Source organism: Pedobacter cryoconitis (genome assembly GCF_014200605.1).
GTDB lineage: Bacteria > Bacteroidota > Bacteroidia > Sphingobacteriales > Sphingobacteriaceae > Pedobacter > Pedobacter cryoconitis_B.
Genome location: NZ_JACHCE010000011.1, coordinates 1 through 19,668, shown reverse-complemented (window position 1 = coordinate 19,668; position 19,668 = coordinate 1). Strand labels below are relative to the sequence as shown.

At 37.8% G+C, this 19,668-nt stretch carries 18 protein-coding genes; 6 read left to right on the top strand and 12 right to left on the bottom strand.

The annotated features are described in order from the left end of the window. Window positions 1-187: 187 nt before the first annotated feature. The 6 genes from HDE68_RS23690 to HDE68_RS23665 form a co-directional block, all read right to left on the bottom strand. Window positions 188-1,168 carry a DUF5712 family protein gene (locus HDE68_RS23690; protein WP_183884724.1) on the bottom strand — a complete coding sequence of 327 codons (981 nt, stop codon included), beginning with the start codon at window positions 1,166-1,168 and terminating at the stop codon, window positions 188-190. A 3-nt stretch (window positions 1,169-1,171) separates the two neighbouring features. Next, window positions 1,172-1,720, bottom strand: coding sequence for a BfmA/BtgA family mobilization protein (locus HDE68_RS23685; protein ID WP_183884722.1), 549 nt, complete (start codon window positions 1,718-1,720; stop codon window positions 1,172-1,174). An 11-nt stretch (window positions 1,721-1,731) separates the two neighbouring features. Further along, the gene (locus HDE68_RS23680; protein WP_183884720.1) at window positions 1,732-1,989 is read right to left on the bottom strand and encodes a hypothetical protein; all 258 of its coding nucleotides are present in this window, start codon (window positions 1,987-1,989) and stop codon (window positions 1,732-1,734) included. Between the two features lie 61 nt (window positions 1,990-2,050). After that, a complete protein-coding gene (locus tag HDE68_RS23675; protein ID WP_183884718.1) occupies window positions 2,051-2,314 on the bottom strand; it encodes a helix-turn-helix domain-containing protein in 264 nt (87 codons plus the stop codon). Between the two features lie 434 nt (window positions 2,315-2,748). Further along, a complete protein-coding gene (locus HDE68_RS23670) occupies window positions 2,749-3,096 on the bottom strand; it encodes a helix-turn-helix domain-containing protein (protein ID WP_183884716.1) in 348 nt (115 codons plus the stop codon). Between the two features lie 89 nt (window positions 3,097-3,185). Further along, window positions 3,186-4,196: a hypothetical protein gene (locus tag HDE68_RS23665; RefSeq protein ID WP_183884715.1), complete on the bottom strand. Its 1,011-nt coding sequence runs from the start codon at window positions 4,194-4,196 to the stop codon at window positions 3,186-3,188. A gap of 456 nt (window positions 4,197-4,652) precedes the next feature. On the opposite strand from HDE68_RS23665, the gene HDE68_RS23660 reads away from it, so the two are divergent. From HDE68_RS23660 to HDE68_RS23645, 4 genes are all read left to right on the top strand, one after another. Beyond that, entirely contained in the window at window positions 4,653-6,932 is a 2,280-nt protein-coding gene (locus HDE68_RS23660; protein WP_183884713.1) for a Piwi domain-containing protein, read from the top strand. Beyond that, entirely contained in the window at window positions 6,920-7,783 is an 864-nt protein-coding gene (locus HDE68_RS23655; protein WP_183884711.1) for a hypothetical protein, read from the top strand. Before HDE68_RS23660 ends, HDE68_RS23655 begins: the two co-directional genes overlap by 13 nt. Beyond that, a complete protein-coding gene (locus tag HDE68_RS23650) occupies window positions 7,780-8,313 on the top strand; it encodes a hypothetical protein (protein WP_183884710.1) in 534 nt (177 codons plus the stop codon). The genes HDE68_RS23655 and HDE68_RS23650 overlap by 4 nt, the downstream gene beginning before the upstream one ends. Window positions 8,314-9,138: 825 nt before the next feature. Continuing rightward, window positions 9,139-10,131 carry a hypothetical protein gene (locus HDE68_RS23645; RefSeq protein WP_183884709.1) on the top strand — a complete coding sequence of 331 codons (993 nt, stop codon included), beginning with the start codon at window positions 9,139-9,141 and terminating at the stop codon, window positions 10,129-10,131. A gap of 61 nt (window positions 10,132-10,192) precedes the next feature. Here the strand turns inward: HDE68_RS23645 and HDE68_RS23640 are convergent, their stop codons facing one another. Together HDE68_RS23640 and HDE68_RS23635 are read right to left on the bottom strand one after the other, a co-directional pair. Then, window positions 10,193-11,554, bottom strand: coding sequence for a hypothetical protein (locus tag HDE68_RS23640; protein WP_183884708.1), 1,362 nt, complete (start codon window positions 11,552-11,554; stop codon window positions 10,193-10,195). A gap of 84 nt (window positions 11,555-11,638) precedes the next feature. Continuing rightward, the gene (locus HDE68_RS23635) at window positions 11,639-12,940 is read right to left on the bottom strand and encodes a DUF4365 domain-containing protein (RefSeq protein ID WP_183884707.1); all 1,302 of its coding nucleotides are present in this window, start codon (window positions 12,938-12,940) and stop codon (window positions 11,639-11,641) included. Window positions 12,941-13,188: 248 nt separating this feature from the next. Here HDE68_RS23635 and HDE68_RS23630 point away from each other — a divergent pair, with 248 nt between their 5' ends. Beyond that, window positions 13,189-13,518 (top strand): hypothetical protein, encoded by a 330-nt coding sequence (locus HDE68_RS23630; protein ID WP_183884706.1) that lies wholly within the window; start codon window positions 13,189-13,191, stop codon window positions 13,516-13,518. A 26-nt stretch (window positions 13,519-13,544) separates the two neighbouring features. Next, window positions 13,545-14,594 carry a helix-turn-helix domain-containing protein gene (locus HDE68_RS23625; RefSeq protein ID WP_183884705.1) on the top strand — a complete coding sequence of 350 codons (1,050 nt, stop codon included), beginning with the start codon at window positions 13,545-13,547 and terminating at the stop codon, window positions 14,592-14,594. A gap of 651 nt (window positions 14,595-15,245) precedes the next feature. On the opposite strand, the gene HDE68_RS23620 is transcribed toward HDE68_RS23625, so the two are convergent. The 4 genes from HDE68_RS23620 to HDE68_RS23605 form a co-directional block, all read right to left on the bottom strand. After that, window positions 15,246-15,527 (bottom strand): hypothetical protein, encoded by a 282-nt coding sequence (locus HDE68_RS23620; RefSeq protein ID WP_183884704.1) that lies wholly within the window; start codon window positions 15,525-15,527, stop codon window positions 15,246-15,248. A gap of 64 nt (window positions 15,528-15,591) precedes the next feature. Next, window positions 15,592-15,897 (bottom strand): ATP-binding protein, encoded by a 306-nt coding sequence (locus HDE68_RS23615; protein WP_183884703.1) that lies wholly within the window; start codon window positions 15,895-15,897, stop codon window positions 15,592-15,594. Window positions 15,898-16,093: 196 nt separating this feature from the next. Beyond that, on the bottom strand, window positions 16,094-16,804 hold the full coding sequence (locus HDE68_RS23610) for an HNH endonuclease (RefSeq protein ID WP_183884702.1): 711 nt from the start codon (window positions 16,802-16,804) through the stop codon (window positions 16,094-16,096). A 236-nt stretch (window positions 16,805-17,040) separates the two neighbouring features. Continuing rightward, a complete protein-coding gene (locus tag HDE68_RS23605) occupies window positions 17,041-19,167 on the bottom strand; it encodes a CHAT domain-containing protein (RefSeq protein ID WP_183884701.1) in 2,127 nt (708 codons plus the stop codon). Between the last annotated feature and the right edge of the window lie 501 nt (window positions 19,168-19,668).

The following is a 19,668-nucleotide window of genomic DNA, read 5'->3' as shown; positions in this document are numbered from 1 at the left end:
TGTCTATATGAAATAATACGATTTGCAGAGTGATTGATTGGAGTTTTCAGATCCATTACCAACAGTCGAAATATTCAGCGCCTTTGTCAATATGAAATTATTTCTCAAAAAACGGTGAGATACTGGTAATTTATCGTAGTTATTTTCTAGGTCTTGGGATCTGTTAATACCAAAATTATATTTGATTTCATCGTTGTATGCCTTGACTTTGATCTATACCTTTCTTTTTTTTCTTACGTCTAGGAGGTTCAAATGCATTGTTTTGGGGTGCTATGTAAACAGGCTCCATCAGTAGATTTAGCAGGCCAGCGCCTATCTTTCCAGTTGTAGAAATCATTTCACCGACACTTTCAAACACTCCTTCAGCAACGCTTTTCCCCAAATCGTTAATAATGGTCTGGTCAGCCTTTAGGTTATGGGTGTTTTCCAATAAATTCATCTGTTTTTTCTGTGCAACCGCCCCATTTTGCATCGTGTTGGCATAGGCAAGGGTATCTTTCAGTCCCCTGTCAAAATCAAACAAAGCATCAAACACGCTTTCTCCCGATTGTTTAAAGGCAGTACGATTAAATTCCCCAAGCTTAGCGGAATGCTCCTTATTCTTTCCCTTAGATGTATTTTGCGGACTAAGCTTAATCCTGTTCGTAATGTCCTTACGGCTGACGATGATCTGAATATGATCCTGTCTTCCTTCTTTGCGCTCGCCCTTTTGCCGTGTTCCATCCTTTACTTCCTTGTCTGTATGTTTGTAATAACGGTAGTTTTCGTGCTTTCCATACCAGAGCAAATCTTTATGAGTGTTAATGCCTGGTCTTTTGAAGTTTTTGGCATACTCATCCATTACCTTTATCGCAAACTCCTTTAGTTTTTCCTTTGTACCTTCCTTGCCGTATTTCTCGTAAAGGAATGCCAGTTCTTTTTGGCTCGGACTGATGTTGATTAGAAAAAATTTACTGTCGCTGCGTCCAAGTTTGGCAATGTTGCCGTCTATCTTCATCCTGACTTCCTGCCTGCCGATTTCGTTGCCAGTACCGTTAAACCAATTTTCCAGTTCCAGACCTTTGCCTTTTTCAATCTGCATCTGGTTCTCTTTTTCAAGATAATTGACCAGCGCACCGCTGCTACCCTTGTTGTCTCCAGTTTCTGATGTGGTGATGTTGATGAACATAAGCTATAGATTTTCCAGTGATTGCCTGACATGGGCTTGCAGTTCCTCTTTTTTAATGTTGGCCGTAGTCCAGCCTAGCGATTCCCTTTGTGTGATGTAATATTCAAGTATCTTGCTAAAGCGTAATTTCAGCAACGCTTTGTCTTCCAGATGGGTCTGTGTTCTGGCAATACCACGTTGTAATGCTGTCATACCCTCTGCAAGCTTTTTCGTATTTTCAAGATCCTGCGCCATATACTTGCCAATATCCTTAATGTACAGTGTGTGTTGTTTTGCTATGGTGACCAGTCTACCCGAATCGCTGAAGATAGGCAACAGGAAGTCTTTTTCCTGCGTTTTAAAAAAGCCAATAATTCGGTTGTTTCCGTTGACCAGCTCTTTTTTCAGCAGTTCGTCATTCAGGTCTAAGGGGTCTTTCTTGCTCCGGTAGAAATACTCTACCATTTGTATGACGGTCGTTTTTTTTGTCCTGCCCAGCTTGAGGGCAATCTTTTCCAGTTTTATATCGGTGGCTACAGGGTAGCGCACCGATTTTGTATTGATATCCTCCATATCCTGAATGTTTAAGGATGGTTTGGTATTTCGATAATAAATCTTACTTGAGTACCTCTTTGCGGGTGCCATGAAGGATTGTATTCTATGTAGCCAAATTCTACAAGGTCTTTGATGTTCTTATGGTAGGTGGCGATAGATCTGATACGGGAGAACCGCATCAGCTTTGGCCTGCTGACCTGAAAGGTTTTTTCGGGTGCATCGCTATCGCTGTAGTAGAACAATGCCATCAGCAGGCTGATGTGGCTCGCATAAAATCGGCTTTCCATTGCCACCCGTTCAAAATATCCACTCAGGGCATGGTGTTGTATATTAAGATAGTTCTTCATGTTATTCTCCTTTCAATATTTTTTCTATTTGTAACTTGTTGTAATACATTGTACCCCCAATTTTGCGGTATGGTAATGCTCCATTGATGCGCAGGTTCTGTAAAGTACCTGGCGATATGTTCAGCATTTTTCGCACCTGTGCGCTCCTTAGCCATTCGCCGTTTTGCTGGCTTTCCGTCCCTTGACCGATGATGCCTTTCATTTCCTGCAACAGTTCTGTTTTGAACTGGCGGAGGTCTTCCATTGTGATGATGTCCATTTTCATAAATTGCGCTCCTCTCTGATGTTTTAATTTGCTGATTAGCCGGCTAATCATATAGCTAATTAGCTTGCTAACTGCTTATCTGCTTAGTTAGCTAATTGGTATACCTGAAAGTATACCGTTTATGGTTCCTAAATGGCTTGCAAAGCCCCAAAGTAGCTCTGGAAGCTACTTTAAACCCCTGTAGCGATAGCGTAAGGGCAAGCAAGTAGGGCTCTGCCCAACTTCCGCTTGCTCAGCCCCGAAAAGGGGACTGACTGCCTGAACCACCTTTCTACCGCTAATGACCGCACCCCTGAAAGCGCTACAAGTCTTCGGACTGTCCCGAATTAACATGATGCGCCAGTGGTTTTTGTTACACATAAAACCGTTTTTACATTGATATATCTGCATGTTGTTATATGCATTCATATCTACTTAGCAATAGGGATATATAGCTATGTTGGTGGTGGTATGATGCCGTCCGTGGCTGAATGGATGGTTCCCTGCCGGATTTCTTCAGTGGTTTTCTTTCTGCCCGATCTTACCCAATCTGATAGTTCCACCATGGAGAAATAAAGTCTTTTGCCCCGCTTGTTCACGGGGATTTCCTTCCGGCTCACTTTGGTGTAAAGCGTGGGTACAGACAGGTTGAGAAATTCGGCAGCCTGCCCAATAGTCAATAAATCTTCTCGGGGACGTTGGGGATTTTGCGACTTGTTTTCCAGCAGCAGATCTTTAATGCGGTCTACCTTTTCGTGCAGTGTACTAATGGCCTGCGGTAGTTCTTCAAATGTGTACTTCATAAGCGGTATCTTTTGTTTTGATACCGCAATATTAGTGGCTTGTTTTGTAGGGTTACAATACGTTAAACCGCATCCTTACCGTTTCCCTACTAATATTTACTGTTTTTTTTGTTTCGGACTGTTGGAACCAGAAAAGGAACTTTATCTTTCATCCTTACCTCTAAAATTGGTGATTTGCAAATCTTGGTATCGGAAGATATAATCGCACTTAGCCAGCCTTCCGAGTATTCGTTTACTTTATCTCCATTGCTATATAAGAAGTGTTTTAGAATCCATTTTTCGAGTTCCGCTTTATTGCAGCCAACAATCAGGTTTGCTTCATAAAGCTGCTTAAAAGCATCAGCAAGCTTATTACTGTTTCCGTTGAAGATCATCTGGCTTGCAGGTTGTTCGTCCGATTTTATCAGTGCGGCAAGTTGGTTGAAATGTTCCTCTGAAAAATAAGTCCTTAGGATTTGCAAAAAGTCATCTATATACTGATGATTGAATTTTGGCCGACCCGCATCGGGATTATATGGGATTTTTGGGGATTGCTCAGGCGTGGCATCCTCAACTTGTTGCGGGCTCTTCTGTTTGGCCATCCATTCCTCGAAGGTTTCACGGGGATTTAGAATTTCATCTACTTCGCTTATCAGTTCACTTAAGAACTTGTCCCTGATTTTCAAAGTATCGTGCAGACTTTCTACAAACTCATCACCTATATAAATATCCTTGTAGTCTGATTGCAGGTTGTTAACGATAAACAAATAATCGAGTTGAATCGAAAATATGAAGTTGCTGGGATATTCGGCTCTAAGCTCACCGTAATGTTGGTGGAAATTTGTCCATATTAGTTTAAACCTTTCCTTTAATTTTTTGAGCTGTTCAAATTCTCTTTTTAAGCTGACTTCGTTAAGGGATAGCAGGTCAATTAAAGCCATATCTTTTAATACCCTGATTTCACTCTTATAAGTGAACGAATCATAGTAATGTGTTTCGTGTGCAAGGCTGTAAGCCTGTTTCTCCTTGTCTTCATTTATCGGACTTTTCAATTCAGACTTGGTGATGATGCGAAGGTTGAAAGTCTGTAGACGGGTTAAAAAAATGGCTAGATTGCGCATAAATTGATCGTGTTTAGTGCTAATTTTTAAATATATTGATAATTTAAACCATTATGTAAACTTAATATTATAAGAAATTAAGCGATATTTACGACAAACGAATCAGGTTAGTTCTTTTATTAGCAAAACAACCACCATGTAAGTCTGAATTTTAAGTTGCAATGTCGTATATGTCGGAGAAACTTGGTTCTTCGTCACTTTTGGTAAAAAAACTAAAAGATAAAGTCCTTAAAGTTATATCCCTATCTACAAATATTTACTTTTACTACTGAAATCATTTATAAAAGTCTGTGTTAACCCTTCACCAAAAATGAAAAAGAACCAACTTTATTGAACTACACAGTAAAATAGCTCCCGAGTCTAATAGGATATTATATTAGTTTCTTGTGCATAAAGTTTTTTGGGGAAAGACTGAAAATCAAGTATTTTTGGGTTTAACCAAATCACAAATTAACGATGCAACTCAATTTTTTCCCGATATCATTTGATTTTGAAAAATTTCAGATTTCAAAAACTACCTATTCTGACGAAGCGTTACAAGAACTTAGAAGAAACCATAATCGAACGCATTCCTTTTTCCGCAACGGGGATGATATTTATATCTCTAACTCCGGAGACGACAGCACTATAGACATAGGAGAAAATGTAACAAGAGATGTGTTTACCGACCATACAATTACGTCCTCATTAATTAAACACATTTTTTTCAGGACTTTTAAACAGCGGTTCGTATCCTTTACGCCAGTTGACTTTTATCCATTCAGGTTTTTCTCTAGCAAAAACACCGATGATTTAATCCACGACCTACTACCGGAGAATCTGCAAGGGAAAATTGCATACAAAAAACTCATCGAAGTTCAGTTGAGGCTTGCCACTATAAATGGGCAAAAACAATTCGGTTTCGTAATCAACATAAAAAGGAACTGGATTTTTAACAAAAGCTGTGCAGACTTATTAGCGGAAGGATATGACTTGACAGGTATAGAAGTATTGCATTGTGAAATCATGCCAGGGATGGATAACATCCTTGCTCCTAGTGAAGAATTTATTGGAACGCTCTCTGAAATCCATGGCGAGTCAGCAAAAGTTAAAACTAATGAAGGTGAGGTACTTTTTCCGCTAAATGAACTGTTTATAAGAAAAACAAAATTTAACATTGCCAACTACCTAGATTTTGCCACCAGCCCCGAAGACTCTTTGCGTGTCCTGAATGCAATCGAAAGTAAACGAAGTGAGATATACAACACAAAAAATTTGTATGCAGAAATTAATAGCACTGCCAAACATTTGTTTACAGGCCGATTAGATGGTGCAAAGATTCTTTTTGAGAATAGCGATGGTTTCTGTTTTACGGTACAAGAAGTGCCCATAACGATCAGCAACACTTTTGCTTTAAAAACTCCGACTTTTATTTTTGATCCGGCAGGTACAAAGACAAATAGTACAAGTCCAGACATGGGCTTGACCAACTTTGGCCCATACGACAGCATTAGTTTTGATACCAAGTCACCAACAGTTTTATGTATTTGCCATAGAGAAAACAGAGGATATTTTACTGATTTCTTAGCCAGTCTCAAGGATGGCATTAGTACTTCCAACTTTTTTAAGAAAGGCCTGCTTAAAAAATATGAACTTACAGAACTCAATTACAATATCAATCAGCTAAGTACTTTCGATCTTGAAGAATACTTAAGAATTATAAGAGAGTGGGATGAAGCTAAACCCGATTTAGCCATCATTGAAATTCCGATAGAGTTTAAACGCCTTGCCGACAGTGACAATCCTTATTTTAAATTGAAAGCCAAACTGCTCTCACTGGAAATCCCGGTGCAGTATGTACTTACACATAACGTAAAAACTTATAACGAATATATTCTAAACTCAATTGCCTTACAGATCTATGCAAAATTGGGTGGTACGCCTTGGGTACTACCTTCTCAAAAATCAGTTGATCGGGAAATCATCATTGGTATTGGCCATAGTTGGATGAGAAAAAACCAGTTCAAAGGCGCAGAGCAATCCAAAGTAGTCGGAATCACTACTTTTCTTTCCAGTGATGGCCAATATCTTTTGGGCGACAAAGTAAAGGATGTTCCGTTCGAAAAATATTTTGATGAACTATTGTCAAGCCTTAGCTATTCTTTCAACCGTTTAGAAAAAGAACAAGGTTGGTCTGAGGGCGACACTGTTCGCTTGATCTTTCATATATTTAAACCAATAAAGAACACTGAGTTTGACGTCATCAGTCAATTCATCAAAAACAACACCAAGTACAAAATAAAATTCGCCTTCGTGACGATAAGCAAATCCCACCCACATCTGCTATTCGAACCAAGCCAGCCGGGCCTTTCCGGTAAAGGGGCGTACATTCCAAATAGGGCTAGCAACTTCTTTTTAGATTCTGAAACCTGTGTGGTTCAAATGTTCGGTCCAAAAGAACTTAAAACAGCTAGACAAGGAATGAGTACACCGGTTCAAATTAAGATTAGAACACCGCAAGGCAACTATAACAATAATGAGTTGGACGACCTGCTTTACTATGATTTGGCCTATATCGTTCAACAAATATTTTCCTTTACCTACCTTTCATGGCGGAATTTCTTGCCCGGTGAACAGCCGGCGACAATGCTTTATTCCAACTTGATATCCAAGCTATTGAGTAAGATGCGAAATGTTACTGGATGGGATGCGGATCATTTGAATTACAGTCTAAAACGAAAAAAATGGTTTCTTTAGAAAATCGCTCACTCTACCTACAATCCATAGCTGGGAATAGTGTTTTAACTGCGTTTAGCAACCTATTGTCTCATCAGCAGATTCATTCTCCCCAAGATCTAAATGAAATTGACAAAATATATTATGGGATTATTGAAGCAATTTCAACAGATTCAGTTAATGTCTTTGATATCCATTACCAGGCAATCAGTAGGCGTACACCTACAAGAGATTCAATTTCTCCTTTTGTCCACAATGATTATTTGATCTTTTCGATTATAGTTGGTGTTATCAAATTCAGCTATGACAAAAACTGGATTGAAAAAATTATTGATATCAGAACGAGGAATAACACAACTATAACATTTGAAAACATTATCAAAGAAAACTACTACAGCAAAAGTAATATTGCCGCAGTGATTATATCATTTTTAAACCTGACTAAAAAAACAGCTGTTTCAAAGCCGTTACAAGACGAGGCTTACATGGAAATAACCAAGGAATCAGCAATTTTTGAACAGGGAAATGATTTTATTGCACTATGTTTTATCAACGCATACAATTCAATTATTCTATCCAGAGAAATAGTAGATACTGATCACTATGATGCATTATTAGAGTTTGAAACGAAATTTGCCAAACGAACCAATATTATTGCAGGAATACTTTATAATCTATTACTCTTGTTTTTGATTTACGGAATCTATAAAACATTAAATCTTTTCCCACAAATCAAACAGAGTTTTTCAGACGCAATCGGAATCATCGGGTTAATCGGACTAACCATTTCCAATTTTATCACGGGTATCAAACCTGCTTTTGAAAAGATAATTCAAAAAATACTGGGTTATTCTTCTACAGACAAACCATGATCGAACTATTAGAAAAAGGAATAGCGCTAGCTAACCACTACGGGATTTCAGTATTGTTGATCCTCAGCACTATATTCTTGGTGCGCATTATTCTTGCCGCTCAAGGGAAATGGTCTGAGCGAGAAAAATATTATTTTGAAATATTAAAAAATCTTGGAAACTGGAGAGATTCGTTAAGCGATAGAAAGGACTATTTTCAGCAACCCGGTTCTGTGTATGATGAAACATATCCCCAGAGTACATACTACAAAAAAGAAGGAGAAAAGGCCGCAGACGCACTAAGTGCAGTCCGAGAACAGATGAGCGTTGCCAGGGTTTTTCTATCAAAAAAATCCATTGCTATTTTAGAGGAATTGATCAACGAGCATTGGTACATTAGCGAACACGGTGCAATGAATGCCGCAGATTATTTAGATTCTACACATGATATTGTAGATAAAGCGTATCGTTCAATACTTACAGACGCATCTAAAGATTTAAAACGTAGCCGGTATTTAAACATTGTAAAACAGGTATTATCAAAGGATTAGTCCCCTAATCCTTATCTTGTCAAACGCCTTATGCCCGTTAGGGCCACCCGAGAATTTCAGGCACCAGTATATCAAAATCTTATCTATGAGCTACAATCTTAAGGAGAAGTCAAAACCTGCACTTACTAAGAAAAATTGCTTCATGGTACAATCCGTCAGACCTTCTGTAATGACAGTTGTGGAAACAGCTTTAATCGCCAAAAACGGGCTGCGAAAAAATTGGGATCATGAAAATATTCCCGAAATATTTCGATTTGTATAACACAACTTGAACGACTAAATTATATAGCCCTCCAAAAGAAAAGGACACTTACTCTTGGAGAAAAGATAATTTAGGAATACTTAAAGCAGGATTTAATCCCGAATTCTTCACCAGTATTTTTGTTGATGGTAATTCAATTTGGTACTATGTGTTCGATTATGGTTTTATTGTCGGTGATCGTCAACTTCAGGCAAAAGATGTTTTCCAAAGGCATTTCGATTTAATAAAAGATCAGAACGGCTATCTTAATCTATTGCCGAAAATAGATCAGTTTTCAAATTTCATTAGTTTCTACAATGAGTTTACGATGAACACGGTAAAATTCATTTTTGGATATGATGATTTTGAGTTTTTCGAAATGTTTTAACATTGGCAAAAGTATTGGAAGTACTATTACTTCCTAAAAAAACAGTAAGCTATTTTCATGATCTCAACAATACTTTTCTGACAAAATCGCATACAGAGCGACTTATTGCTTTCTATTGTGATTTTTTGAAAATGTAGTTCAAAATTAAGAATGTTGTTACTCGGGTATAGGTATCTTTGCAAAATATCGAATTATTATGATAGGAAAATATACACAACAAGAACTTAAACCAGACTGGACGCATGAAGAGGCCGAGCATCTTCGTTTACAGAATATCCTCACCGACCTTTTGCAAAGAACTGCGGATGTTGAGATACTTTCCGAAATTGAGAAGGATTTTATTTGCTCATTCCTGAAAACCGCACAAGGTGATCTTCCACCATTTGATGTAGCCACAGTATGCGCCCATTACAATTTTAAATTCACATATCTTATCTATTTCCGCGATCTGACTGGAGGTTCGGCATATTACAGACCATTTGGAACCGAGATTCGGCAAATCGGTATTGATGAAGCTACTTCAAGTCTATTACATCTAAAAAACGAAGCAAGCAATTGGGAGCAAAAACTTGCAGACAAGAGCACAAAGGATAAACTGGTGTTAGAAATTATCCGTGAATACGAGTATGAAATAGATCAGGTACAAAAGGGTAGCAGCGAATACCAGTCTAATTTTCAATTCGGCGGACGTAGGATTTATGATGCCAAAAAGATGTCCACAGTACTTCAGAACAAGTTTATTTATTTATCCGCAAAAGAGGTTTTTGAAACTTTTAATGTCGCCGATTTAACGTTTACTCTAAATGGGAAACAGATTGTTATAAACGAATTTAGTATTGTTCACATAACCAACCGACACTTTGCTGAGATGGTAAAAGCCCATCCAACAACAAAATCATTTCATAATGAAAGTTTTCATCCCAAATTGTTAAACAAGCAACTACGAGCGATTTTCACACAAATTGAAAATCTTGGTGGCATAAAAAAATTGACCAGCTTACGAGAAATTTATTTTAAGTACCAGAACGAAGTATATAAAGTATACACAACTGACAGACCCAATAACAAAGGGGAGATTTTTCTTTCAACTTTTTTCATTTTGGAAGACCAAAATCAGCTGCAAAAACTGACCAAAGATTACGATCTTATAAATGTATCTGCTGATCTTGACTTCTATCAGCCGAAATAAGTTTTTTAAACCTGTGCTCCGAAATACTTTCGGAGCACAGATATGAGCAACTATTTTCATTTCACTCAAAGTCTGCTTCCACTTCTTCAATCTGAGGATTATAAATGTCAAAATACAGACGTTCCACCTGAAGATCCCGGTTGTTCCGGAGGTATTTTTCTATGATTTTTCTTAAGGCCAGTGGTTTTGCAAATTCCTTCAAATAGAATTTTGTTGGATACAGACCCAGCCAGGTTATTTTAAACTTGCTGTAATCAAATTCACCAAGGTTAAGTAGCCAATCGTAGTAGTCCCCAAAGCCTTCCATTTTTTTTTCAGTAATTTCTCTTGGTTGTAGCCCAAATTTGAAACATAGGTTAAAAAACATATCAAACAATGGATATTCATTATCCTGAGGACCGTAAAATGTATTTCTAAAGGAATACTTAGTGGGATCTGGGTATGTGGCTTCTATGAATTTATCTAAGAATTCTGATCCCTGGAAAGGTAACGTATTGGTGATTACCGCGTAGTAATAGTGATAAGAATCAAATTTAGTACGAAGCTGTGCCGTAATGCTTTTCTCTATTTCTTTTTTAAGAGAGTTATCAGCTACCGGATGAAAAAAAGCCAGAGTATTAAAGTAACGCAAATCATCTCTATCTTCTCCAAATGCGTATTTGAACAGTTGTTTTCGTTGTGGGGCGGGAAGGCTGATGGTTAGTTTCCTAGTTTTCAATTCTGCGGTAAAAATTCCCAGCCGTTTTTCAAGGTACATGTCTTTAAATTGTAGGAAAAATATGATGAGTTCTGTCAACAGAACTGTTGAAAGCTGACTGCGTTTACTACTAAAAAAGCTGTTGACCTGGATATAAGCATCTGGGTTTGGTAAATCCGCCTTGGCATAGCAGTCCATGATTTCCCTACTGATTGTTTCTGCTCGGCTATCCTTCATCTCAATCATCGCTGCAAGACATAAACAATTGGCAAAGATTTCCGGGTAACGATTGCGCCAATACGAACCTTCGTTTGGTGAATAAGCTTTATATGCGTCATTAACCAAGTGATGATGTATTAACAAATTACTAATCATGCCAAAGAACTTTCCATCATTTTCTCTATAGGGAATTGATTTAAAAAGGTATTTGTTAAAATAACGCCAAGTAATTTTATGCTCCCCATCGAAGATCAGGCGCTGGATATGGTAGTCATTAAAGGCAGAAATCACGTAACTATTGGTCTCTCGAAGTGCTAGAGCAATAAATATGCCCTCAGTGAATTCATCCATCTGAAGGCTGAATTCACCAAAACGATCATAAACGATCCGATTTCCACCAATGAAGGAACTCAGTTGGGCAAACCCATTGAGCAATTGGTCATAGGTATGGGTGTTGAAACTCCCTCCTCTGACAAAACTCTGGTATTCACTTCTCAGTTTTGACATTGCAGTCTGGACTTCATAGGCACTGTCAGAGTAAAAGCGGACCTCTTTAATGTAATTGAAGAGCTTGCGGTGATGGCTTCTGTTTCAGGCGGAATAGACAGCCCTATCCATATTAATATCCATTAATGTTTTTCCGTACTCAATCGTTTCGTAATCGTAATAATTGTTTTTGATTAGCCTTCCTAGTCTGATCAAGTTAAACTGAGTGATCAGGAACAAGGTCTTTTTGTTTTCCTTTATTGCCTGACTACCAATGTTCTGAAAGGATTCAGCAGCACTTAGATAGTTGCCCAGCTCATAATGCATATAAGCAGTCTTCATCCGATCATCCAGAGATTTGTCTTTTGGCTCCTGCAGTTTTTTAATGGTCTCCGGGATGTCCAGCCTGTTATGGCAACAGGCTACGCAATTACAGTTACCATGCGTAAAGTAACGAGTCGAAACTTCTTTCCTTGACTTTTGAGATATGATTGCATAAATGTGATTTTGGCTAAGTTTTGCCAGTATTGCTATCGCTTTTTTTTCATAATCATCAACATCCTGAATATAGGAAGAATCGATGAAGTTGATCGTTCCATCAGGTTGCACTTTAAACGTGTCAAGCATCGCCACAAGGTCATCATTTTCAGTATAGAGCTTGAACTGCTGATAGAAAGATGTTTGAGCCTCTGAAACCTTGAATGGGTGGTATTGGCTCAGCAGATGCATTGGAAGGTATTGCACTTCCTCAAACAGGTATTCCAACAAGGTAAACAATTGCTCCAAAAGCGGTTTGCTCTGGTCTACCTGAAAGTCGGTACCAGCAGTCAGTGCATTTTCATTTTCTTCGGAGACTCTAAAAAACTGCAATGTCTTTGACTCTTCCGCATCCCTGATAAAAGCTAGAAAACTGTTCGGTTCAAGAATATTTTTGGGATCAATAAAGATCTGTATGGATTCCTTTTTTTTGGCTATTGATTCATTGAGACGTTCCTCCAGAGAATCATCCAGTTGAATGGCATGCCAATACACGGTTTTTGTTGAATTGTCACAAAGGATAAACAGTAACGCCCAAGGCATTTCCTGCTGATAATAGCGGATATGCCGGTTATCAATCTGAAAAGAAATAAGCCCCTTGTTGGTGGTGGTTTTCAGTGGCTTTACAGGCTCATCAGTTGCTTTGACCTGCAATTTGAACATATCCAGTGTATTCTCGTTTGGCTTACCGATGAGTTCAATTTGAAAATCCACTCCACGATCTTTTTGGTGTTCCTCGGAAGTTTTATTAATCTTTAGGTCTTGATATTTTGCTCTGATACTTTCTAGCACAGTGTCGAGTAATATGTTGCCAGATTCCTGTATTTCTTCTGTAGTTCTGGAAGTGCTTTTTTGTTTGCCTTTTGCCATTTTGTTTGAGCGTTGCTGATTAACAAATTTAATCATTTATCGAGTTGGATGTGCATAACCATTAACAATGAAATCAATCATGGATAGCCATGAGGCTGGTTTTAAAACGATACAATTCCTGGGATGGAAATTTAAAAAGCTAGAAAAAATCAAGAATAACGTTGATTTGGGCGCGTTTCCATATGCGAACCCCTTTCAAATACTATCATCTTGAATTCTTACCTTTATATAAATCAAACGCAATTACAATGACCGGAGAAAAATTAGAAAGGCTTAAAAAAGTATTAGCAAAGATAGAGAGCCATAGTAAAGATGAAAGATACTTCAACGAATTAGAGGATTTGAGGGAAGAAGAATACCGATTAGAAGGTGGTAAGACCGCTGTATATGTAATGGGAAATTACAGGCATAATTTAGAGCAGACCGGATGGAAACAGGCTGAAGGATATAAGAACGTAAAGCGGAGAAGACCAGTAAAAGGAGCACCTTCCGAGTATTCGGACTATATCCGCAATTTTAAGCACGATGTGCAAGACGAATTATTTCGTGTTGAGACATTCCTAAATAGTCAGAAATAAATTGCCTATATCTCCCTATCAATAAAATGAACGATAAATTATTTGAAACACTAACAAGAAGCCCCGAGAGTAGCATACTTGATTTTAAAGAGAGATGCTTTGATTTTGCCGGAAACAAGGAACATGAAGATGCTAAGCTTGTAAAAGATATTCTCAGTTTCTCCAATACGATAAGAGAAGAATCTGCTTATATAATCTTCGGCATAGCTGAAAACCAGGGAAAAATTGAACTAACAGGTATTACTGGTTTTCCGGATGATGCCATTTTACAACAAAAGGTCAAAGATAAAATCTTCCCTCGTCCCAAATTCAAATCATATTCTTATGTTTATCAAGGTCTTACTTTTGGTGTTATCGAAATCCCTGTTCATGCCCATACTGAGCCTCTGTCATCTCCCATAAAGATGAAGGGTATAGAAATTGGCAAAGTCTATTTGAGACAAGGCTCTTCTAGTTCGGATGCCACCGGCAGAGAAGTAATTGAAATTTCAAAATGGTTTGAATCATTACAAATAAAGCTCTCGAGTAATAACATACTAGCCAGTCAACTAGCTGATGCCATTGTGGTGCTTTCCGATAGAAATCAAGCACTTTCAATTGGTCTTTCTTTATGTATTGGTCTGGCTATTAAATTAAATAACCCTGATTTTGAACGTTTCTGCTACTTGGAATTAACTGGATATACCGAAGACTTTGATCAGTATGGTAGTTTTGCTGATCATCGTATAATGGATGTTGTTGCAACCCCATTATCTATTCGGCTAAACCCCAATTTTTCCTTAAGTGGTGACGCTCTATTAAAGCACATGCTTACTAAGGAACATTTTTCGGAAGAAAGGTTTTTCTTCAACAAGTCAATTAATGAGGTGGAAGGAGCAATATCCTTTTTGAGAGAGAAAAACGACAAAGCACTTGCAGCATATGAAATAGATGATAAATTAATGTATCCTGAGAGCGATAGAATAAATGGAAAAGTTACGTTGTATATGGGATTGAGCATGTTTAATAATATGTATGAAAGAATTCGAAAGATTGCTTTAAAAAATCTACTAGATATGCAACGTTCTCAATTTTAGTTCTATAGAAATTCTTAAGAAACCACACGAGTATTTATTTCAAATCAATTTCAACTAAGATAAACTTAAGGGAGTCGGTATAAAACTCCCTGTTTTTCAAAATCCAATCTATTGATTATTGCATCTAAAAACAGGTGCCTATGATCAAAATCAATCCCGAAAAAAGAAACATTACGCCAGAAAAAGCAGTACGAATACTCAAAAGATACGACCAAAAAATGAGTCTCGCAGAAGCCAGGTTAATGTTGGATTTCATGTATAATTTTGCTATATTATCACTAAATCAAGTACTTAAGGATGATCGAATGAAATAATTATGAAAAAACAACAATTTGGCTTGCTTCGCGTCCGGGACCCAGTGCCTGAGTCGAACCGCCTAATAATTAGTAATCCAAATTACTTTTAATTGTTAAAGAGAATGATTATATTTACACTATAGCAATTGCAGCTAAAACGTATTAAAAAAATAGTGAGTAATTCAATGAGTAGAATTACAAAACAGCCCCAAATACTATTTAAGCGTTGATTTTTGCACTAGGTGCAAATCCCAGCGGGATCACAAGATTCAGTATCAAAACGTACAAACCCCTGCAAACGATAGTTTGTAGGGGTTTTTGCTTTTACGGGGGTGTCAAAATTTGCACTAACTCGCTATATTGGCAATTGCTGGGTGGCGGGATGGTTGAGGTCGAAGGGATCAAAGGATGCTATAGGATTATTATTGATCGCTATCCTTAAAACCTTTCGGTTCACGCCTTCTAAAAAACGATGAAAAACCAGAGCCAGGTGTTTCCGAATCTTGTCTATTATTGTTGTTATCTCAGATTTTTCAGTTCTGTCGACAGTATCCCAGCAAACCAGTGTTCCATTCTCCATGCCCTGAAGTTCATCCAGTAAATGTAAATCTGAAATATCATCTGGTATTTTAAGCAACCACTTATCTGCATTGGCAATATAATCCAGATCCCACTGTCTGCTGGATAAAATGTTATTGTGCTTAGGATACTACCGTCAGCTTTCGGCACTGTGAAAAAGAAGCGGTTTTCAGTCCCAAGCCAAACCTACCCAAATCATTTTTCTCCCTGAAATCTTTCGGGTTTGTTGCAGCATGGCGCATGACTTCTTTGAGTTTGGTTTCTGCCATTCCCTGTCCATTATCCAGCATTGCAAATCTGATTTGTTGTGGTTGTGGTGCGAGATAAATCTGGATTTGGCTTGCCCCAGCAGTGATGCTGTTGTCGATAAGATCGGCAACTTCAAAAGAATATCTGATATCACGGATTGATTCAATGAAGTTTCCCACATTGGGATCAACTAATTCTGTTTTGAATATGAGAGCGGAGGTTAATGTTTTTTGCTAATCTAAGATTTTTTTCTACTGTCGGAATTTTTTTGTCAGATGTTTTCAGTAAGAATTTGATTATTCTCAACGTTGTTTTCCAGGCAGTCTTGTAAGTACTAAACTGGATTCATATAGTTTAGCTATGGTAATATAAACCTCAGACCAATTCTTTGCTTTCCACATCAGGTAATTTGTCACTACTCTGCAAATTAATAACCGCTTTTAGTTCAGCAAGTGAGAGCACATATCCCTTTTTTCTATGAACCATTCTGTGGCAGTTGGAACAAAGCGGGATCAGATCTGTTCTTGGATCTGTTATCACTTGCGCTAAGTTACCACAAAGCAATTGTAAGTGATGAATTTCAATGAAACCTTCACCAAGATCACCATAAACTTTTTTAAAATTGAACTCACAGCCAAAACAGGTTGTGCCATGGAGAATAAGGGCTTGACTTCGTAAGCGGCCATCTCTTTCTGAGCGAAGAGATATAACTACTTTTTTTCCGCCTTCGGTCCTTGACTGTTCAACCTCCTGTAAGTCAGGCTGATTTTGAGTTAAACCAAATTTCTGAATCGTTTCCCTGAACTCAATATATCTTCTAAATGCATTTGTTTTTCGTTTTCTTTGAATGACTTCTTCTTTTTGGATTTGAGGAATGCTATATAAATTATCAAACAGATGTTTTAATTCCTTCACGTCATGAATGTTGTAAAGGGAATCAATTTCGGAAATGAGGTGGTTGTTCAGATCAGCGGTAATTAATGTAATCGAGTCTACATAGGTTTTGATCGTTGAGGATTTGTAGTTTTTGCCATTAGAACGCTCTGTGTTAGTCAGATAATGAAGAAATTGGCTTTTATCAGTCATGGATTTGAGATGCTAGGTAACTAGATTTTATTTAAGCGTAATATAGTGTTAATAGAAATGGGATAAAAAACCGTTTAGTTAATTGCACCAGAAAATGAACAAATCTATAAATATGACTCCTTTACCCGTAATTCTGACATCCATTCAATTAATGATTTGATGGCTTAAAGAAGAACATTATTGAGTCATTGAAAAAACACAAAGCCTTTATTCTTAATCGTTTATCGATAAATCTGTTAAATAAAATAAGTGAGCGATGCCCAGCAGAAGAAATTCTCGTGTACTATTACTTGATTTTCGATTCTGTTTAACGATTCCTGAGGAATGCCTGTATCAGCAAGATATTTAACGACGGCCTCATGTCCGCTAAGATATAAATGCATGGCTTCTTTATAGACGCATTGGTAAGGAAGTTTTTTTGCAAGCAATGAAGAAATCAATGAGCCATAAATCAAGCCTGATATGTCCCGGATTGGCCATTCATGTCCAAAAAGGGATTGATTAGGGTTGACGAGTTTAGGGCCAATACCAAGCGCGTCAGGGTGATTTCCCATATTGACGGTTGCGGTGTCGCATCCGGCAAGTAAGAGTAAGCGCCGCATTCCAGTGTCGTCCTTGTATATAAGTTCATCGGCTGAAATCTTAATATCTGATCCAAGACTTAAAAATGATTTATGGGCTTCAAAGTGCCTGAATTCTCCGTGCGAGATTACATATATCAGATCATAAGCGCTTGAGTGATAATTATGAAGAAAGTCTTTTTTAGTATTCTCTTCGAAGTGGTGATGGGTAACTTCTATACCTGCGGATGTAAAATAATGTTTCATCGCATCAGCCTCATATCTGGCGAGTTGGTTGTCACCTTCCCAGAAATAAACTGATTTGATTTCACGTTGAGGATAGGGCACCCTGAAACTATGTACGATTGGTAAGGCAATGCCGGTTTCTTTACAAATCAGTGCCTGCAGGGGCCACTGGGCATTATCCAAAATATGAATGCCACCCAGCGCTTCTAAATCCGGCAACTCAAATATCCTTTGAACCGTAAAATGTGACCGTAGCGCCTGGTAGTGTATTATTGCGGCATGTTCATCCGGTTCACCAAAGCGCCTATGCTCCTCAAGTTCGAAATCGAGCACATCATGAAGTTGGTGATTGGTGCGCAGGAAATCGTTTTGTGTCGCGACAAGTTCCTTGATACTTCCCTGATTGCTAATCGGGGCAAAAATAGTATGACCAGCACTGGAGAAAATAACAGAATCCTCAACGCTGCTGATGATATATAGAATATTTAAACGAATTAGCTCCTCTGCGCTGATTCCAAAGTAGGCACCAATTAGTGCTGTTGCCTGCTTTGTCTGTCCTGATTTTATGAGATTAACGAGCGTTCTTTCTAGAACGCTAAATATCCTTGAGGTATGGTATTCATCGAGGTCTCCTTGTTTTTTTCGTTCTTTAGCAACTTTTTTAACAACCTCAGTTAATTCGGATAGATGGGCTTTGAGTAGCTCCAGGTCCCGGCTGTATCTCGATGATACCAACTGGAGATTTTCGGTAGCGGTCAGCTCTTTCGCAAAGGCGGGTATTAAAGCTTGGTACCATTCATTTCGCGTTCTTCCACCCATAGATTTATCAGCGATTGCAAAATGAAGAAAAATAGCTTTTTTTATCTTTCTATCTGAACATGCCGTTACGTTTTCACTTAGAATATCGGATAGCTTTTCCAGCGCTTGGTTAAAGTGAAACTTGTAAAGCCATGGTGCAATAAACAGCAATGAATATAGTTTTTCAGTATCTTTATGATATGCACATAGTTTAAGATAATGCTCAAGGTATTCTTCCATAAACCATTTGGCCATTTCTTTGTGTCCTCCGGTATGATTAGAATAGTAAAAAAGACACCGTACCCAAGTAGGCAATAAATCCAAAAATCTGTTTTTGATATACTTTTGGTCTGTACTTAAACATATGCTTATAAAATCAAGGCAAAAATTACATTTGCCCTCGGCTGCAATCTCTTCAGATGCAGAGCGACATAACCAATTAAAACAATAGGGAAATATTTTTTTTCCTGTCAAAAACCTCAGCATGCCTGTACAAACATAGAATTTAAGGTAATCAAAAAACAGAATTTCTTGTTCAGCTTGAGTTTGCCCCTTTAATGAATTTACTTCTGTTAGGATCAGTAATGCCTTTTTTTGTGCAAGGTCAATTGAAGTTTGATTATCGGCAATTTCAAAATCAAAAAGAGCGCAACAGAGATCAGCTGCATTCTCGTTGTAGTTAAATGTTTCATCCCATATGAGTCTATCCTTATGCTGAGTTGATTCAAAGAGCAATGGAAATTTTTCTTTAATTTTCATTAGTTGCAAATTAGAAGCGAATCTGATTTAATAACCAGCACGCATAGATGTATATGCTAAAATACTATATTTTCAAATATAACCTTGGGATTGTCGTTGTTGTCCTTCTTCCTATTGGTTTTTTATACATTTCAGGTATTTACAGCATACCTTAGCCAATGCTCAACTTGTTACAAACACTCTTAGTCAGAGAATAAAATTTTCTCATTTAGCTCCATTAGTTGCACAAAAGGCTATTAAGCTAATCTGATCAATTAAATCAAAGCCAGACCTAGAACACACAAATAAACAGAAGCTTATAAATAAATGTATAGCGCGTGGGGTTGCCGCTTCTAAACTGTAGTAATTGCAACTAAAAAATACAGACAAAAAGGTGCGTTATTCGGGGAGTCGAATAGTAAAAGCCACCAGATATTGTAAAAACGCTGATTTTAGCACTAGGTGTAAATCCCAGCGGGATCACGAAAACCTCAATGAAAATTGAGGTTTTTTGCGTTAAAG

Coding starts and splice junctions, on each gene's coding strand:
- HDE68_RS23670 (WP_183884716.1), bottom strand. CDS start 3,096: ATGAAGTACACATTTGAAGAACTACCGCAGGCCATTAGTACACTGCAC.
- HDE68_RS23655 (WP_183884711.1), top strand. CDS start 6,920: ATGGTTTCTTTAGAAAATCGCTCACTCTACCTACAATCCATAGCTGGG.
- HDE68_RS23665 (WP_183884715.1), bottom strand. CDS start 4,196: ATGCGCAATCTAGCCATTTTTTTAACCCGTCTACAGACTTTCAACCTT.
- HDE68_RS23610 (WP_183884702.1), bottom strand. CDS start 16,804: ATGACTGATAAAAGCCAATTTCTTCATTATCTGACTAACACAGAGCGT.
- HDE68_RS23625 (WP_183884705.1), top strand. CDS start 13,545: ATGAACGATAAATTATTTGAAACACTAACAAGAAGCCCCGAGAGTAGC.
- HDE68_RS23630 (WP_183884706.1), top strand. CDS start 13,189: ATGACCGGAGAAAAATTAGAAAGGCTTAAAAAAGTATTAGCAAAGATA.
- HDE68_RS23650 (WP_183884710.1), top strand. CDS start 7,780: ATGATCGAACTATTAGAAAAAGGAATAGCGCTAGCTAACCACTACGGG.
- HDE68_RS23645 (WP_183884709.1), top strand. CDS start 9,139: ATGATAGGAAAATATACACAACAAGAACTTAAACCAGACTGGACGCAT.
- HDE68_RS23685 (WP_183884722.1), bottom strand. CDS start 1,720: ATGGAGGATATCAATACAAAATCGGTGCGCTACCCTGTAGCCACCGAT.
- HDE68_RS23605 (WP_183884701.1), bottom strand. CDS start 19,167: ATGAAAATTAAAGAAAAATTTCCATTGCTCTTTGAATCAACTCAGCAT.
- HDE68_RS23635 (WP_183884707.1), bottom strand. CDS start 12,940: ATGGCAAAAGGCAAACAAAAAAGCACTTCCAGAACTACAGAAGAAATA.
- HDE68_RS23675 (WP_183884718.1), bottom strand. CDS start 2,314: ATGAAAATGGACATCATCACAATGGAAGACCTCCGCCAGTTCAAAACA.
- HDE68_RS23640 (WP_183884708.1), bottom strand. CDS start 11,554: ATGTCAAAACTGAGAAGTGAATACCAGAGTTTTGTCAGAGGAGGGAGT.
- HDE68_RS23680 (WP_183884720.1), bottom strand. CDS start 1,989: ATGGAAAGCCGATTTTATGCGAGCCACATCAGCCTGCTGATGGCATTG.
- HDE68_RS23690 (WP_183884724.1), bottom strand. CDS start 1,168: ATGTTCATCAACATCACCACATCAGAAACTGGAGACAACAAGGGTAGC.
- HDE68_RS23660 (WP_183884713.1), top strand. CDS start 4,653: ATGCAACTCAATTTTTTCCCGATATCATTTGATTTTGAAAAATTTCAG.